This is a genomic window from Ruegeria sp. BC7, assembly GCF_056539165.1.
In genome coordinates this window covers 38,230-52,519 of the sequence record NZ_JBQFUL010000005.1, presented here as the reverse complement: position 1 = coordinate 52,519, position 14,290 = coordinate 38,230, and the positions used below count along the sequence as shown (strand labels likewise).

General features: G+C 57.1%; 16 protein-coding genes. 9 read left to right on the top strand and 7 right to left on the bottom strand.

Annotated elements, in window-relative coordinates:
- Positions 1 to 23 precede the first annotated feature (23 nt).
- The 4 genes from purL to grxD all read left to right on the top strand — a co-directional run bounded on the left by purL (position 24) and on the right by grxD (position 3,237).
- The gene (purL, locus tag ACR0KS_RS13860) at positions 24 to 2,183 is read left to right on the top strand and encodes a phosphoribosylformylglycinamidine synthase subunit PurL (protein WP_170566746.1); all 2,160 of its coding nucleotides are present in this window, start codon (positions 24 to 26) and stop codon (positions 2,181 to 2,183) included.
- A 135-nt stretch (positions 2,184 to 2,318) separates the two neighbouring features.
- Entirely contained in the window at positions 2,319 to 2,555 is a 237-nt protein-coding gene (locus tag ACR0KS_RS13855; protein WP_170388523.1) for a BolA/IbaG family iron-sulfur metabolism protein, read from the top strand.
- Positions 2,556 to 2,597: 42 nt separating this feature from the next.
- The gene (locus tag ACR0KS_RS13850) at positions 2,598 to 2,888 is read left to right on the top strand and encodes a hypothetical protein (RefSeq protein ID WP_170566747.1); all 291 of its coding nucleotides are present in this window, start codon (positions 2,598 to 2,600) and stop codon (positions 2,886 to 2,888) included.
- Positions 2,875 to 3,237, top strand: coding sequence for a Grx4 family monothiol glutaredoxin (gene grxD / locus ACR0KS_RS13845; RefSeq protein ID WP_170388527.1), 363 nt, complete (start codon positions 2,875 to 2,877; stop codon positions 3,235 to 3,237). Before ACR0KS_RS13850 ends, grxD begins: the two co-directional genes overlap by 14 nt.
- On the opposite strand, the gene ACR0KS_RS13840 is transcribed toward grxD, so the two are convergent.
- From ACR0KS_RS13840 to ACR0KS_RS13830, 3 genes are read right to left on the bottom strand one after another with little or no spacing between them, the layout of a single operon-like run.
- Complete coding sequence (locus tag ACR0KS_RS13840) at positions 3,238 to 3,582, bottom strand: MliC family protein (protein ID WP_170566748.1); 345 nt, start codon at positions 3,580 to 3,582, stop codon at positions 3,238 to 3,240. It abuts the gene before it with no gap.
- Between the two features lie 3 nt (positions 3,583 to 3,585).
- Positions 3,586 to 3,981, bottom strand: coding sequence for a cell division protein ZapA (locus tag ACR0KS_RS13835; protein WP_170485507.1), 396 nt, complete (start codon positions 3,979 to 3,981; stop codon positions 3,586 to 3,588).
- Complete coding sequence (locus tag ACR0KS_RS13830; protein ID WP_170566749.1) at positions 3,981 to 4,778, bottom strand: coiled-coil domain-containing protein; 798 nt, start codon at positions 4,776 to 4,778, stop codon at positions 3,981 to 3,983. The genes ACR0KS_RS13835 and ACR0KS_RS13830 overlap by 1 nt, the downstream gene beginning before the upstream one ends.
- A 234-nt stretch (positions 4,779 to 5,012) precedes the next feature.
- Here ACR0KS_RS13830 and tkt point away from each other — a divergent pair, with 234 nt between their 5' ends.
- On the top strand, positions 5,013 to 7,037 hold the full coding sequence (gene tkt / locus ACR0KS_RS13825; protein ID WP_170566750.1) for a transketolase: 2,025 nt from the start codon (positions 5,013 to 5,015) through the stop codon (positions 7,035 to 7,037).
- 54 nt (positions 7,038 to 7,091) lie between these two features.
- Here tkt and ACR0KS_RS13820 read toward each other — a convergent pair whose 3' ends face one another.
- Positions 7,092 to 8,054, bottom strand: a complete 963-nt coding sequence (locus ACR0KS_RS13820; protein WP_170388536.1) for a DUF808 domain-containing protein — start codon at positions 8,052 to 8,054, stop codon at positions 7,092 to 7,094.
- 182 nt (positions 8,055 to 8,236) lie between these two features.
- Here ACR0KS_RS13820 and gap (ACR0KS_RS13815) point away from each other — a divergent pair, with 182 nt between their 5' ends.
- The 3 genes from gap (ACR0KS_RS13815) to gap (ACR0KS_RS13805) all read left to right on the top strand — a co-directional run bounded on the left by gap (ACR0KS_RS13815) (position 8,237) and on the right by gap (ACR0KS_RS13805) (position 10,539).
- Complete coding sequence (gap, locus tag ACR0KS_RS13815; protein WP_170566751.1) at positions 8,237 to 9,238, top strand: type I glyceraldehyde-3-phosphate dehydrogenase; 1,002 nt, start codon at positions 8,237 to 8,239, stop codon at positions 9,236 to 9,238.
- Between the two features lie 71 nt (positions 9,239 to 9,309).
- Entirely contained in the window at positions 9,310 to 9,453 is a 144-nt protein-coding gene (locus ACR0KS_RS13810; protein WP_170388540.1) for a hypothetical protein, read from the top strand.
- An 81-nt stretch (positions 9,454 to 9,534) separates the two neighbouring features.
- Entirely contained in the window at positions 9,535 to 10,539 is a 1,005-nt protein-coding gene (gene gap / locus ACR0KS_RS13805) for a type I glyceraldehyde-3-phosphate dehydrogenase (RefSeq protein ID WP_170566752.1), read from the top strand.
- Here the strand turns inward: gap (ACR0KS_RS13805) and coaD are convergent.
- The 3 genes from coaD to ACR0KS_RS13790 form a co-directional block, all read right to left on the bottom strand.
- Entirely contained in the window at positions 10,531 to 11,022 is a 492-nt protein-coding gene (gene coaD / locus ACR0KS_RS13800; RefSeq protein ID WP_170388543.1) for a pantetheine-phosphate adenylyltransferase, read from the bottom strand. The two genes, gap (ACR0KS_RS13805) and coaD, sit on opposite strands and share 9 nt — an antisense overlap.
- 85 nt (positions 11,023 to 11,107) lie before the next feature.
- Positions 11,108 to 11,545, bottom strand: a complete 438-nt coding sequence (locus ACR0KS_RS13795; protein ID WP_170566799.1) for a CBS domain-containing protein — start codon at positions 11,543 to 11,545, stop codon at positions 11,108 to 11,110.
- 60 nt (positions 11,546 to 11,605) lie between these two features.
- Positions 11,606 to 12,508 (bottom strand): LysR family transcriptional regulator, encoded by a 903-nt coding sequence (locus ACR0KS_RS13790; RefSeq protein ID WP_170566753.1) that lies wholly within the window; start codon positions 12,506 to 12,508, stop codon positions 11,606 to 11,608.
- A 103-nt stretch (positions 12,509 to 12,611) separates the two neighbouring features.
- Here ACR0KS_RS13790 and ACR0KS_RS13785 point away from each other — a divergent pair, with 103 nt between their 5' ends.
- The gene (locus ACR0KS_RS13785) at positions 12,612 to 14,111 is read left to right on the top strand and encodes a CoA-acylating methylmalonate-semialdehyde dehydrogenase (protein ID WP_170485512.1); all 1,500 of its coding nucleotides are present in this window, start codon (positions 12,612 to 12,614) and stop codon (positions 14,109 to 14,111) included.
- Positions 14,112 to 14,290: the final 179 nt, after the last annotated feature.

Below are 14,290 nucleotides of genomic sequence, written 5' to 3'. Positions count from 1 at the left end.
GCCATCTCGGGGACTGAAACAGGATGCAAGAGCCAGCCATCACACCGGATCTGATTGCCGCCCACGGGTTGAAACCCGATGAGTATGACATGATCCTCGAGATCATAGGGCGCGAACCGACGTTCACCGAGCTAGGCATCTTTTCCGCCATGTGGAACGAGCATTGTTCCTACAAATCCTCCAAGAAATGGCTGCGCACCCTGCCCACCTCAGGACCACAGGTAATCTGCGGTCCCGGCGAAAACGCGGGCGTTGTCGATATCGGCGATGGACAGGCTGTGGTGTTCAAGATGGAAAGCCACAATCACCCGTCCTACATCGAGCCCTACCAAGGCGCAGCGACCGGTGTCGGGGGCATCCTGCGCGACGTCTTTACAATGGGCGCACGTCCGATCGCCTCGATGAATGCACTGTCCTTTGGCGAGCCGGATCACCACAAAACCCGCCAACTGGTGAATGGTGTAGTCGAAGGTATCGGCGGCTATGGTAACTGTTTTGGCGTTCCCTGCGTGGGCGGAGAGGTCCGTTTCCACCCTGCCTACAACGGCAACTGCCTTGTGAACGCCTTTGCCGCTGGTCTGGCTGACAGCGACAAGATTTTCTACTCGGCTGCGTCCGGCGTTGGAATGCCCGTTGTCTATCTGGGCGCGAAAACCGGGCGTGACGGTGTAGGCGGCGCGACCATGGCCTCGGCCGAGTTCGACGACACGATCGAAGAAAAGCGCCCCACCGTTCAGGTCGGTGACCCCTTCACCGAAAAGCGCCTGATGGAAGCGACGCTAGAGTTGATGCAGACCGGTGCCGTAATCTCGATTCAAGATATGGGTGCGGCTGGTCTAACGTGTTCGGCTGTTGAGATGGGTGATAAGGGCGGCCTTGGTGTGCGTCTGGATCTGGAAAACGTCCCTCAACGCGAAGAGAACATGACCGCGTATGAGATGATGCTGTCGGAATCTCAGGAACGGATGCTGATGGTCCTCAAGCCCGAGCTTGAAGCCGAAGCCCGCGCCGTGTTCGAGAAATGGGATCTGGACTTTGCCATCGTTGGCGAAACGATTGCCGAGGACCGTTTCCTGATCATCCACAATGGAGAGGTCAAAGCTGATCTGGTCCTGTCGAAGCTGTCTTCGACCGCGCCTGAATACGACCGCCCGTGGGTTGCAACGCCCGAGGCTGAGGAATTGACCGAGGTGCCTCAGATTGACCCGATTGACGGTCTGCGCGCCCTGCTCTCCTCGCCCAACTATGCAGGCAAGCAATGGGTCTATGAACAATATGACACAATGGTCATGGCCGACACTGCCCGGACGCCGGGCCTGGGTGCGGGAATGGTACGTATCCACGGCACTGACAAAGCACTGGCCTTCACCAGCGACGTGACACCGCGCTATGTGCGCGCCAATCCGATTGAAGGCGGCAAGCAGGCCGTCGCCGAGGCATACCGCAACCTGACCGCCGTGGGTGCCAAGCCCTTGGCGACCACCGATAACCTGAACTTCGGCAACCCCGAAAAGCCCGAAATCATGGGTCAGTTCGTCGGCGCGATCCAAGGTATTGGTGAGGCTGTCGCAGCGCTGGACATGCCTATCGTCTCGGGCAATGTCTCGCTTTACAATGAAACCGACGGTCAGGCGATCCTGCCGACCCCGACCATCGGCGCAGTGGGCCTCTTGGCCCATACCGACGAGATCCTAGGCAACGAGGTTCGCGAGGGCCACGTCGCGCTGGTCATTGGCGACACCAACGGTCATCTGGGTCAATCGGCTCTGCTGGCCGAGGTCTTTAACCGCGAAGACGGTGACGCGCCGCATGTTGATCTGGACGCAGAAAAGCGTAACGGAGATTTCATCCGCGCCAATCGTGAATTGATCAAAGCTTGCACCGATCTGGGCGATGGTGGCCTTGCGCTGGCCGCGTTTGAACTGGCCGAGGCCGCAGGCGTGGGCGTCTGCCTCGACGATGCCTCGACCGAGTTCCTGTTTGGCGAGGATCAGGCCCGCTATCTGGTCGCCTGCAACTTTGATCAGGCTGAGGCGCTAATGATCGCTGCGGGTCAGGCTGGCGTGTCCCTGGTCTCGGTCGGTCGTTTCACCGGTGACACCGTTCGCATCGGAAGTTCCGAAGCCGCGCTGGATGACCTTACCGCTACGTTCCGCAGCAGCTTCGCAGCCGCGGTCGCCTAAATTTAAGGTATTGTTTGTCACGAAAACCTGCGCTTTGGCTAGCGCAGGTTTTGTGTGTTTTATGCCGTCACCTCACCCTTGCACGCTTGGTCCCGGCACTCTACATCTTGGGAAAGACCTTATGGAGATACCTACATGCCGATGAGCGCCCACGAAATTGAACACCTGCTGCGCGAAGCCTTTCCAGATGCGGAAATTCAGGTCGGCGGCAGCGATGGCGTGCACATGTCGGCCATGGTTGTAGATGAAAGTTTTCGCGGGAAAAACCGGGTCCAGCAGCAGCGCGCCGTCTATGCCGCGCTGAAAGGCAAGATGGATGGCCCCGACGGTGAACTGCACGCGCTAGCGTTGACGACGAAGGCGCCTGAATGAACATTTCGCCCCGTCACCCCACTGCCCGAGTGAGGCACTGAAGTGAGCGGTTGGCTGTTCTGGGTCTGCGCTATCGCGCTATTGGTGGTTGCCGCAGCCCTAGTCGAAGCCTATGTGAAGCGAAACAGAAAGCGTAATCTAGCCGATATGCGACCCGACCCGGATAAGATCAGTAGTGTCGGAGGTATTGAACGTTATGGGCTGGATCCGTTGGCGCTGGCCCAGGCCGAACACCGACGGCTAGAGGAAGAAGGATGGGCACCCGGCCTGTCACAAGATGAAACCAATGCCCCGGAGGCGGGTGAAAAGGAAACGCAAGATGAGCGACGTTAAGACCCAGATCGACGAGACCGTCAAAGCCAATGACGTGGTGCTGTACATGAAGGGCACCAAAGAGATGCCGCAATGCGGGTTCTCGTCACGAGTGGCCGGTGTCTTGAACTATATGGGTGTCGAATACACTGACGTGAATGTACTGGCAGACGAAGAAGTACGTCAGGGCATCAAGGACTATTCCGATTGGCCCACGGTTCCTCAGCTTTATGTCAAAGGGGAATTTGTCGGCGGTTGCGACATCATCACCGAGATGACCCTGTCTGGTGAACTGGATACTCTGTTTGACGACAACGGGGTCGGCTACGACAAAGATGCAGCCGACAAGATCCGCGAAGCAAACGCTTAATCAGCGGCTGACGCAATCTTTCAACACAACTTGCTCGCTGGCGGCGTCATCCGTCGCCAGAAAGCTGACTGTCGCGTCCCATCCTTTGGACCGGAGTATATAGGTTCCGGTTTCGTCTATGGATTCATAACGAATTCCCGAACCGCTCGGAGTTTGGTTCATCGCTATCAGTCGCCCATCAAGCATCATCGCCGCAGCACTAGACCCGTCAGGCGAGTTGAAATAGGCCACTTGCAATGGGGTGCCGTTCTCGCAGGTGAATGTAACCGGAAGAATATCAATTTCGGCCCAAGCGAAACTGCCCGACACGGTGGTCGCGGCAGCAAGAAATAACGTCCTAAGCATCTGTTATCCGGCGTTTTTCTCTTCGATTACCGACGCCAGTGCCTCGGCTCGTGCAGCTAACTCGGCCAGGGTATCTGTTACCGAGGGCGGCACAACGGCGACTTCTACTCTCTCAGGCTCTGGTTTGGGCTTGTTCCGCAGTGAGCTTAGCTCGGCCTCAGCCTCGGCCAGCTTTGCCTCAAGCGCCTTGATCCTGTCGTCCGTTGCAGCGGTTTTGTCAGCCAGCATCAGACCCGCCATCAACAGCATCCGAGATTCCGGCATACGGCCAATCTGATCGGACAAGATTTGCGCCTCGTCATCAAGCATCTTGGCTGCTGCCTGCAAAAACACTTCTTCACCCTGCTGGCACGAGACTTCAAAGCCGCGCCCGCCGATTTGAATGGTCACTTCGGGCATTACTCTACCTCTCCATCAGCCAGTTTCGCTCGCGACAGCAAGGGCTCCAGTCGCGCCAAGACCGCATGTGCCTCGGCCGCATCAGTGGCCTGGGCCGCACGGGTCGCTTCCAGTTCGGCCACAGTCGCCCGGTTCAGCAACTCGGCGTCTGGTAGTCCACTTTCAGAAGCGGCACGAAGTTCATCCACCGACTTTCGCAACTGCTCATTGGCCTTGCGCATACGCTGCAGGTCATCATCCAGCCGCGACATTGCCGCCCCATGGCTGCTACGTTCGGCGCGCAACATCTCAAGCTCGGCACTCAGCTCTGCAACACGCTCGCTGTCGGCCAGTTCCGAACGCAACTTGGCGTTCTCGGCCTCAATCTCCTGCGCATTTTTTGCAGCCGACCTGAGTTGTTCGTTCTCGGCCCGCAGGGTTTCAACCTCATCCTGATTTTCCAAAGCAGCCTTGGCATCGGCAAGCTCTGCCCTGGCCGCTTCCACGGCAGCCAGTTTTGCCGTTGCTTCGGCCAACTGCTCACGCAAAGCACCGTTTTCAGGATGATCCGAAGGCGCAGATCGCAGGCTTTCCATATCGGCACGCATGGCATCGACTTCTTGTTCATGCCGATGTTTCAACGCCTTGAGCCGTTCTTCAAGCTGCGCATTGGCCACGCGTTCGTCATCCAAAGCCGAGCGCAAAGTTTCGTCTTGGGCGCCTTCCACCGGTGCTGCGTCATGCAAGGCATCGACCCCGGTGCCAATCCGCTCCATCGCGGCGACGATACGGCGCTGTAATTCTTCGATTTGGCTCATGCCCCTGCCACCTCTTTACCAAGGTTCCTTGTGTTGCGGTTCATCCGAATCAACATAATCCGCATCTTGCTCTAGTCTAACCCAACGGCGCAGAAAATACCCACTGTTTGCTTTCAACAGGTTGAACTGCGTTCTTGATCCTCTGGGCGACCCCAACTCCCGGTTATGCTTGCACTTTGACGACTGAATGGTATTGAGCGGCCAATCTGCCTGTAATCCAAAGGAACAACGCCCGTGGACCTGACTGCGCTGCGCAATGCAAACCCCGAACACTGGGACAAAGCTGCGGCCATCCGCACACTGACCCTTGACGCCGTCGCTGCCGCCAATTCCGGCCATTCCGGTATGCCGATGGGCATGGCCGACGTTGCGACCGTGCTGTTCGAGAAACACCTCAAGTTTGACGCCTCTGCCCCGAATTGGCCGGATCGTGACCGGTTTATTCTTTCGGCGGGTCATGGCTCTATGTTGATCTACTCGCTGCTGTATCTGACAGGCCACAGCGATGTGACACTGGAAGAAATCAAGAATTTCCGTCAGTTGGGCGCGAAAACCGCAGGTCACCCGGAAAACTTTCTGGTCGACGGGATCGAAACGACCACCGGACCTCTGGGTCAGGGCATCTCAAACGCCGTTGGCTTTGCCATGGCCGAAGAGATCCAGCGCGCACATTACGGCAAAAAGGTCGTTGATCACTACACCTATGTCATCGCAGGCGACGGCTGCTTGATGGAAGGCGTCAGCCAAGAGGCGATTACGCTGGCCGGTCGTCACGAGCTGAGCAAGCTGATCGTGTTCTGGGACAACAACAACATCACTATCGACGGCACCGTTGATATGGCCGATCGCACGGACCAGGTGCGCCGTTTCGCGGCCTCGGGCTGGCATGTGATTGAGATCGATGGTCATGATCCGCAAGCCATTGACGCGGCCATCGTTCAGGCGAAAAAGTCCAACAAGCCGACCATGATCGCCTGCGAAAGTCACATCGCGTTGGGTCACGCGGCGCAGGACACCTCGAAAGGCCACGGCGCACTGACCGATCAAGAGCAACTGAAGGCTGCCAAGGAAGGCTATGGCTGGCCCCATGATGCGTTTGAAATCCCCGCTGACGTGAAATCCGCGTGGGAAGCCATCGGCGCACGCGGTGCAGCCGAACGCGCGGCATGGGAAGAGCGTTTCGCGCAAATCTCAGAACGCAAACAGGCCGAGTTCAACCGTGCCTACGCGTTTGAAGCACCCAAGAAACTGGCCGGTGCCATCCGCGCGTTCAAGAAACAGGCCTCGGAAGATCAACCGAAACTGGCCACCCGCGCCTCGTCGGAAAAGGTTCTGAACGTCGTCAACCCGATCATGACCGAGACCGTGGGCGGCTCGGCTGACCTGACCGGCTCGAACAACACCAAATCCGCCGATATGGGCGTATTCCTGCCGGAAAACCGCAAGGGCCGTTACATCCACTACGGTATCCGAGAACACGGCATGGCCGCTGCAATGAACGGCATGGCGCTGCACGGCGGCATCCGGCCTTATGGCGGCACGTTCATGGCCTTTACCGACTACGCTCGTCCGTCCATGCGTCTGGCCGCGCTGATGAAAGTGCCGTCGGTTTTCGTGATGACACACGATTCCATCGGTCTGGGCGAAGACGGCCCGACCCACCAGCCGGTTGAGCATCTGGCCATCAGCCGCGCGACACCAAACACCTATGTGTTCCGTCCCGCCGACACAGTTGAAACGGCCGAATCCTGGGAACTGGCGCTGACCTTCAAGGAAAGCCCCTCGGTTCTGTCTCTGACCCGTCAGGGCGTGCCCACCGTGCGCACCCAGCACAAGACCAAGAACCTGACCGCGCAAGGCGCTTACGTTCTGGCCGAGGCCGAGGGCAAACGTCAGGCCATCCTGATCGCCACCGGATCAGAGGTGTCGCTGGCGATGGAGGCCAAGGCAATGCTTGAGGCCGAAGGCATCGGCACCCGCGTCGTTTCGATGCCATGCATGGAGCTGTTTGCACAGCAGGACGAAGCCTATCGCAAGCGCGTACTACCTGCTGGCCCCGTCCGCGTGGGCATCGAAGCCGCAGTTCGTGCGGGTGGCTGGGATCGCTGGCTGCTGGGTGAACGCGGTCGCGAAGCCAAGGCTGGCTTCATCGGCATGTCCAGCTTTGGAGCCTCGGCCCCTGCTGGTGAACTGTACAAGCATTTCGGCATCACCGCCGAAGCGACCGCTGCAAAGGTCAAAGAACTTCTCGGGCTGTAAGTCAGCCAAAGAGAGAAAGTAAGGGCGGCTCTGGCCGCCCTTTTCTATTTGATATCAGTGGCTTTCGGCCTTCTTGGACAGCAGCGGCGAGATGATTTTTGTTGCCACGGGGATCAGTACCATGCCCCAGACCAACCCGAACACGCCGTCCATTGCCGCCTTGGACACCCATTCAACGACACCTGTCCACGACGACGAAACTGAGTGTCCCAGCGCATACGCCCAATCATGAATGTGATGACCCAACCAGCCAAAACCCAACTCTTCCATACCGTGGATCATGATTGATCCACCGACCCACAGCATTGCCGCAGTACCGACAATTGAAAGAACCTTCATGACGATGGGCATAGCCTTGACCAGCCCTCGCCCTGCCCCGCGACCAACAGGGGTCATCGCATTTTGGGCCAGAAACAATCCGACATCGTCCATTTTCACAATCAAAGCGACCGAACCGTAAACGGCTACGGTCACACCCACCCCGACAACTGCCAGAGTTGCCGCTTGCATCCAAAGGTTTGGCGCTTCGATGGCCGCAAGCGCGATGGTCATGATCTCAGCCGACAGGATAAAATCGGTCTTTATCGCTCCTTTAACCTTCTGTTCCTCAAGGTGGCCGGGGTCGCGTATTTTCATGTCTTCGTCGATGGCGTGGCTACCGTGTGGAAACAGGACATGAAAAATCTTCTCAGCCCCCTCAAAACACAAGTAAGAGCCCCCCAACATTAATAGGGGCGTGATCATCCACGGCGCGAAATTCGCAAGCAGCAAGGCGACGGGCAACAATAATACGATCTTGTTAAATACTGAACCTCGCGCGATGCGCCAGATTATCGGCAACTCACGCGCCGGAGCGAAGCCCTGAACATATTTCGGAGTAACTGCTGCGTCGTCGATAATCACCCCAGCGGTTTTTGCCCCTGCCTTGCCCGCTGCAGCGACCACATCGTCAACCGAAGCCGCCGCAACTTTCGCGATCCCCGCTACATCGTCCAACAACGCTAAAAGACCGCTCATACCGCTTCCTTTCTAATCACCTGCCGCAAACTGACCCTACCCGATCCAAAGGCTAGCGCAAGCGTTAGCGCAATCGTTTGAGGTTTGCGCTAACACACTCAGAATGTGACGTTTTTACTCTTTTGGGAGGACGCATAGACCGCTATATGGCCCTCAACGCAAGCGCATTTTGGAGACGTCTGATGACCATAAAGGTCGGCATCAATGGTTTTGGCCGTATCGGCCGCTGTACCCTTTCGCACATCGCGGCATCGGCTCGCAACGACATCGAAGTGATCAAGGTCAACGCGACCGGTCCGCTGGAAACCACTGCGCATCTGCTGAAATACGACAGCGTTCATGGCCGGTTCCCTCGTGACGTAGCGATCAACGGCAATACCATGGATCTGGGCCGTGGTCCGATGCAGATGTTCTCGACCTACGACATGAACGAACTGGACTGGGAAGGCTGCGACGTCGTTCTGGAATGCACCGGTAAGTTCAATGACGGCCTGAAGGCCAAGACGCACCTTGAGCGCGGCGCGCAGAAGGTTCTGCTGTCTGCGCCTGGCAAGAATGTCGACAAAACCATCGTGTATGGTGTGAACCACAACAGCATGGCTGCCGAAGACAAGATGGTCTCGAACGGTTCGTGTACCACGAACTGCCTTGCTCCGCTTGCCAAGGTTCTGGACGAAGGCATCGGGATCGAGCATGGCATCATGACCACGATCCACGCCTATACCGGCGACCAGCCCACACTGGACCGTCGCCACAGTGACCTGTACCGCGCCCGTGCCGCTGCAATGTCGATGATCCCGACTTCGACCGGCGCAGCCAAGGCGCTGGGTGAGGTGCTGCCGAACCTCAAAGGCCGTCTGGACGGCTCGGCAATCCGGGTTCCGACACCGAATGTTTCTGCCGTGGACCTGACCTTCCGCGCAGCGCGCGATGTGACTGTGGACGAGGTGAACGCCATTGTCCGCGAAGCTTCGCAAGGTCATATGCAGCGTGTTTTGGGCTATGAGCCCGCGCCGCTGGTTTCGACCGACTTCAACCACACCGAAGAAAGCTCGATCTTCGCACCGGACCAGACCCGTGTCGTAAATGACCGGATGGTGCGTGTTCTGGCATGGTACGACAATGAATGGGCCTTCTCGGTCCGCATGGCGGATGTCGCCGTTGCTATGGGTCGTCTTAACTAAGACGCCATTGAAATCTTGAACATATTTGCCCGCTCAGGTTATCTGGGCGGGCATTTTCGTTCGGGGCCACGATGACCAATCAAATCGCAATCTGGCTGTGCCTACTGATACTTGGCGCGATCATTCTGGATTACGCACTATTCGGCCCCGAACATTTGGTTTTCCTCGGAAAGAAACTTTACGCCTTTCTGGACTGGCTCGCCTTCTGGCGCTGAGGGAGGTTTTACTTGACATTTACTGCGATCTGCCTTTGTTAGCGCTAACTGGTTAAAGCCGAGACTCGGACGGAGCAGAACATGACACTAAAGCTAGCAATCAATGGATTTGGACGAATTGGCCGAGGCGTTTTGCGTGCCATTATGGAAACTGGGCGCACCGACGTTGAAATCGTTGCCATCAATGACCTCGCCAAGCCCAAAATGAACGCTCACTTGTTTGAGTTCGACAGCGTCCACGGCCGTTACAACAAACCTGTGAAACTCACCGAGGCTGGCTTGGACGTCGGCAACGGACCCATCCGTCTCACCAGCGAGCGTGAGCCGGAAAAGCTGGACTGGTCTGATGTGGACGTTGTTCTTGAATGTACCGGTGTATTCCGCACCAGAGAAGCGGCGTCGCGCCATTTTGAGAACGGAGCCAAAAAGGTTCTGATCTCAGCGCCCGCCCGCGGCGAAGGTGGGGTCAAGACCGTGGTTTTCGGCGTCAATGACCAAGAGCTGACGTCTGAAGACACGGTTGTTTCAAATGCGTCTTGCACCACGAACTGTCTCTCTCCGGTTGCTGCAGCTCTGGATGCTGGGCTTGGCATTGTCCACGGCAACATGACCACGGTACACGCATATACCGCCAGCCAGCCCGTGCACGACACAGCGGGCAAGGATCCCTATCTGGCGCGTGCGGCGGCCCTGTCGATGATACCCACGACAACGGGCGCGGCCTCGGCAGTTGGCCTTGTTTTGCCGCAACTGGCAGGAAAGCTCACCGGTCAGGCAATCCGGGTCCCAACTCCGAACGTGTCAGTCGTTGATCTGGTCGCAGAGGTTTCACGCCCGACCACAGAAGAAGAAGTGAACGCTTTGTTTGTTGAAGCTGCTGCCAAAATCCCAGGTGTTCTGGCGGCCGAGAGCCGTCCGCTGATTTCAGTCGACTTCAACCACGATTCTCACAGCTCGACTGTGTCCTTGCCCGAGACGAAAGTTACCGACGGCACACTGGTCCGTGTGCTTGCATGGTATGACAATGAATGGGGCTTCTCGAACCGGATGCTGGATACCGCTGCAGCGATGGGCGCCCTAGCCTAACCGCTCGGTCAGCGCAGTATTTACGCGGGGCGTGACGAATTTCGACACGTCCCCTCCCAACCGCGCGATCTCTTTGACCAATTTCGAGGCAATCGCCTGATGGCGGGCTTCGGCCATCAGGAACACTGTCTCGATCGAGTCGTCCAGCGCGCGATTCATTCCAACCATCTGAAATTCATACTCGAAATCTGCCACGGCGCGCAGCCCGCGCACAATAATCTGTGCCCCCACATCGCGGGCGCAATCGATCAGCAGGTTTTCAAACGGATGCGCAACAATTTCAGTGCCGGTTTGCTCGGTCAGATGCGCGCACTCAGCCTCGATCATGGCCACACGTTCTTCGAGTGAAAACAGCGGACCTTTATCGCGGTTAATCGCAACACCGATGACGAGTTTATCAACCAATGCGGCAGCGCGGCGAATGATGTCGATGTGACCCAGTGTGATCGGATCAAAAGTTCCGGGATATAATCCAACCCTCATTGCCGCCTCCTACGCAACAAAATTTCTGCGCAAGCAAACATAACTCTGCCGCAGGTGCAATAGGAAGGATGGTCCCGGATGGGGATTAATGCCCCATGATCATTGTTTCCAGCGCCTCTTTTTCCATAGCTAATTCGGATAGCTGCGCTTTGACCACATCGCCTAGCGTCACTATTCCAATCAGCTTGCCTTCTTCTACAATGGGCATGTGACGAAAACGGCCTTCGGTCATGCGTGTCAGCACATCCTTAACGCTATCCTGACGGGTCGCGGTCTCTAGGTCACTTGTCATGTAGGCACTGACTGATTTTGAAAGACACCCACTGCCGCTCGCGGCCAGTTCACGCACGATATCGCGTTCTGACAGGATACCTGATGCTGTCTCTCCGCCATCTTCCGAGACCACAACCGTACCGATCCGCTTTTCCGCCAGTATTTTTGAAGCCTCGGAAACAGTGATCGACGGGCTTACCGTTTCAACCCCTTCTGTCGCCTTGGATTTCAGAATGGCCTGAACAAGCATATGCATAACCTCCGAAATAACTTCCTGTTTTACAAAGCGTTGCCGGAATGTATGAACCTGTCAAGGTGAAGCTATGGCTTCCAACCTCTCGACTTCGTCGCGGATGCCCTGTGTCAACGCCTGTGCAAAGCGGTTTAATCGCTCATTCCTTTGATCCCCCTGATGGCGAACAAGGTGGAAGCTACGTGTCAAACTGACCTGATCCGTCAGGATTTTCTGAAGGTTTGGATGGAACGGCAGAGTGAAATCGTGGGCAACGCAAACTCCTGATCCCAGCGAAACCTGGCGAAGCTGGACCGAGACGGAATTCGATGCAAGCGCGACACGGTCAACACCGATATCGACCAAATAGTCCAGCTCTCGGTCAAAGATCATATCTGGAATATAGCCAATCATCCGGTGCCCCTTCAGAGTCTCAAGTGAGCTGATCTGGGGGTTTGCATTCAGGTATTCTTGCGTTGCAACAAGATGCAGCCGGTAGTCACTGATTTTTTGCACCAATAGTTTGCCGGCCGTAGGTGCACTGACCGTCACGGCCATGTCTGCTTCGCGTCGAGACAGGTTTATGACGCGCGGCAAGGCCAAAATCTGAATATCCAGTTCTGGGTTGTCATCGCAGATTTTCGCACAGACCTGCGGCAGCAAATAGTTGGCACATCCATCCGGCGCTCCGATGCGTATCTGGCCGCTTAGTGTTTTTGATGACCCGGCCAGCGCACCAGCGGCGGCGCGCATCGCTTCTTCCGCCTTCAGGCCGTGATCCAATAGGCGCTCTCCGGCGGAGGTCAGGATGTAGCCTTGTTGCGACTTGGTAAACAGTGGCGCGTCAAGCGAGGTTTCAAGCCGAGCGATCCTCCGCCCTACCGTGGCCGGATCAATTTTCAACAATCGGCCAGCGGCCGACAGGCTTTCTTCGCGCGCGACCGCCAGAAACACCCTCATATCGTCCCAATTCGGCGTCATGACCTGCCCTTTGCATTTCTGCAAAACATATTTGGGAGATTGCCTCTGTTCACGCGATTTATGCAAGCCTATTCTGCGCGCAAATCTACCGGAGGAAATGGCAATGACCGAACTGTCTCACTTCATCAATGGCGAGAATGTCGCTGGTACGTCTGGCCGCTTTGACGACGTCTTCAACCCCGCAACGGGCGAGGTTCAGTACAAATGCCCGATGGCGAGCGTTGCTGAAACCACCGCAGCAATCGAAAGCGCGGCCGCCGCGCAACCCGCATGGGGTGCGACCAACCCGCAGAAACGGGCACGGGTAATGATGGCGATGGTTCACCTGATGAACCGGGACATGGATAAGTTGGCCGAGGCGCTCAGCCGTGAACACGGAAAAACCATTCCTGATGCCAAGGGCGATCTTCAGCGCGGGCTGGAAGTGATCGAGTACTGCATTGGCGCGCCTCAAATGTTGAAAGGTGAGTTCACCGACAGCGCGGGTCCGGGCATCGACATGTATTCGATGCGTCAACCGCTGGGCGTTGTGGCCTCGATCATGCCGTTCAACTTCCCGGCGATGATGCCCCTGTGGCATGTCGGTCCCGCCCTGGCCTGCGGTAATGCCGTGGTTCTGAAACCGTCCGAGCGCGACCCCTCAGTCCCGTTGATGCTGGCGGAATTGTTTGTCGAGGCTGGTCTGCCCGCGGGCGTCTTCCAAGTGGTTAATGGCGACAAAGAGGCCGTGGACACCCTGCTGGACAGCGAGATCATTCAGGGCGTGTCCTTTGTTGGTTCAACCCCGATTGCGCAGTACATCTATTCCCGCGCCACGGCGAACGGCAAACGGGCCCAGTGTTTCGGCGGTGCCAAGAACCACATGATCGTCATGCCTGACGCCGATCTGGATCAGGCAGCCGACGCATTGGTCGGAGCTGGCTTCGGCGCAGCAGGTGAGCGTTGCATGGCCGTGTCAGTTGCTGTCCCGGTTGGCGAAGAAACCGCCGACGCACTGATCGAAAAACTGGTGCCACGCATCGAAAAGCTGAAAGTCGGCCCCTATACTGCGGGTGACGACGTGGATATGGGCCCGGTTGTGACCGGTGCCGCCAAAGAGCGCATCCTCGGCCTGATCAACTCGGGCGTTGAGCAAGGCGCGAAACTGGTCGTAGATAACCGCGATTTCAGCCTTCAGGGATACGAGGACGGTTTCTTTGTCGGGCCTCACCTGTTCGACCACGTGACGCCCGAGATGGACATCTACAAGCAGGAAATCTTTGGCCCCGTCCTGTCCACTGTCCGCGCCGGTTCCTATGAAGAAGCGCTGAAACTGGCGATGGATCATGAGTACGGTAATGGCACCGCGATCTTCACTCGTGACGGGGACACCGCGCGTGATTTTGCCAGCCGGGTGAATATCGGCATGGTTGGCATCAACGTCCCGATCCCGGTGCCGCTGGCCTATCACACCTTTGGCGGCTGGAAGAAATCCATGTTCGGTGACCTCAATCAGCACGGCCCGGACAGCTTCAAGTTCTACACCCGCACCAAAACCGTCACGGCCCGCTGGCCCTCGGGCATCAAGGAAGGTGGCGAGTTCAACTTCAAAGCCATGGACTAATCAGAACTGTCCTGAACTTTAACAACAAACCCGGCCCTTATCGGCCGGGTTTTTCGGCAAAGCTCTGCCGAAACCCAAATTTTTGGCGTACTCACGATAAATTCAATCGGGCACCACTGGCAAAACAATGGTGTCAGCAATATTTTACCCCGAACTTGTTCGAGCAGCCCTTGATCCGG

What these genes read in the sequence shown, in the direction of transcription:
- purL (WP_170566746.1), top strand. Translation starts at nt 24, where the DNA reads ATGCAAGAGCCAGCCATCACACCGGATCTGATTGCCGCCCACGGGTTG.
- ACR0KS_RS13855 (WP_170388523.1), top strand. Translation starts at nt 2,319, where the DNA reads ATGCCGATGAGCGCCCACGAAATTGAACACCTGCTGCGCGAAGCCTTT.
- grxD (WP_170388527.1), top strand. Translation starts at nt 2,875, where the DNA reads ATGAGCGACGTTAAGACCCAGATCGACGAGACCGTCAAAGCCAATGAC.
- ACR0KS_RS13840 (WP_170566748.1), bottom strand. Translation starts at nt 3,582, where the DNA reads ATGCTTAGGACGTTATTTCTTGCTGCCGCGACCACCGTGTCGGGCAGT.
- ACR0KS_RS13835 (WP_170485507.1), bottom strand. Translation starts at nt 3,981, where the DNA reads ATGCCCGAAGTGACCATTCAAATCGGCGGGCGCGGCTTTGAAGTCTCG.
- ACR0KS_RS13830 (WP_170566749.1), bottom strand. Translation starts at nt 4,778, where the DNA reads ATGAGCCAAATCGAAGAATTACAGCGCCGTATCGTCGCCGCGATGGAG.
- ACR0KS_RS13820 (WP_170388536.1), bottom strand. Translation starts at nt 8,054, where the DNA reads ATGAGCGGTCTTTTAGCGTTGTTGGACGATGTAGCGGGGATCGCGAAA.
- gap (WP_170566751.1), top strand. Translation starts at nt 8,237, where the DNA reads ATGACCATAAAGGTCGGCATCAATGGTTTTGGCCGTATCGGCCGCTGT.
- ACR0KS_RS13810 (WP_170388540.1), top strand. Translation starts at nt 9,310, where the DNA reads ATGACCAATCAAATCGCAATCTGGCTGTGCCTACTGATACTTGGCGCG.
- gap (WP_170566752.1), top strand. Translation starts at nt 9,535, where the DNA reads ATGACACTAAAGCTAGCAATCAATGGATTTGGACGAATTGGCCGAGGC.
- coaD (WP_170388543.1), bottom strand. Translation starts at nt 11,022, where the DNA reads ATGAGGGTTGGATTATATCCCGGAACTTTTGATCCGATCACACTGGGT.
- ACR0KS_RS13795 (WP_170566799.1), bottom strand. Translation starts at nt 11,545, where the DNA reads ATGCTTGTTCAGGCCATTCTGAAATCCAAGGCGACAGAAGGGGTTGAA.
- ACR0KS_RS13790 (WP_170566753.1), bottom strand. Translation starts at nt 12,508, where the DNA reads ATGACGCCGAATTGGGACGATATGAGGGTGTTTCTGGCGGTCGCGCGC.
- ACR0KS_RS13785 (WP_170485512.1), top strand. Translation starts at nt 12,612, where the DNA reads ATGACCGAACTGTCTCACTTCATCAATGGCGAGAATGTCGCTGGTACG.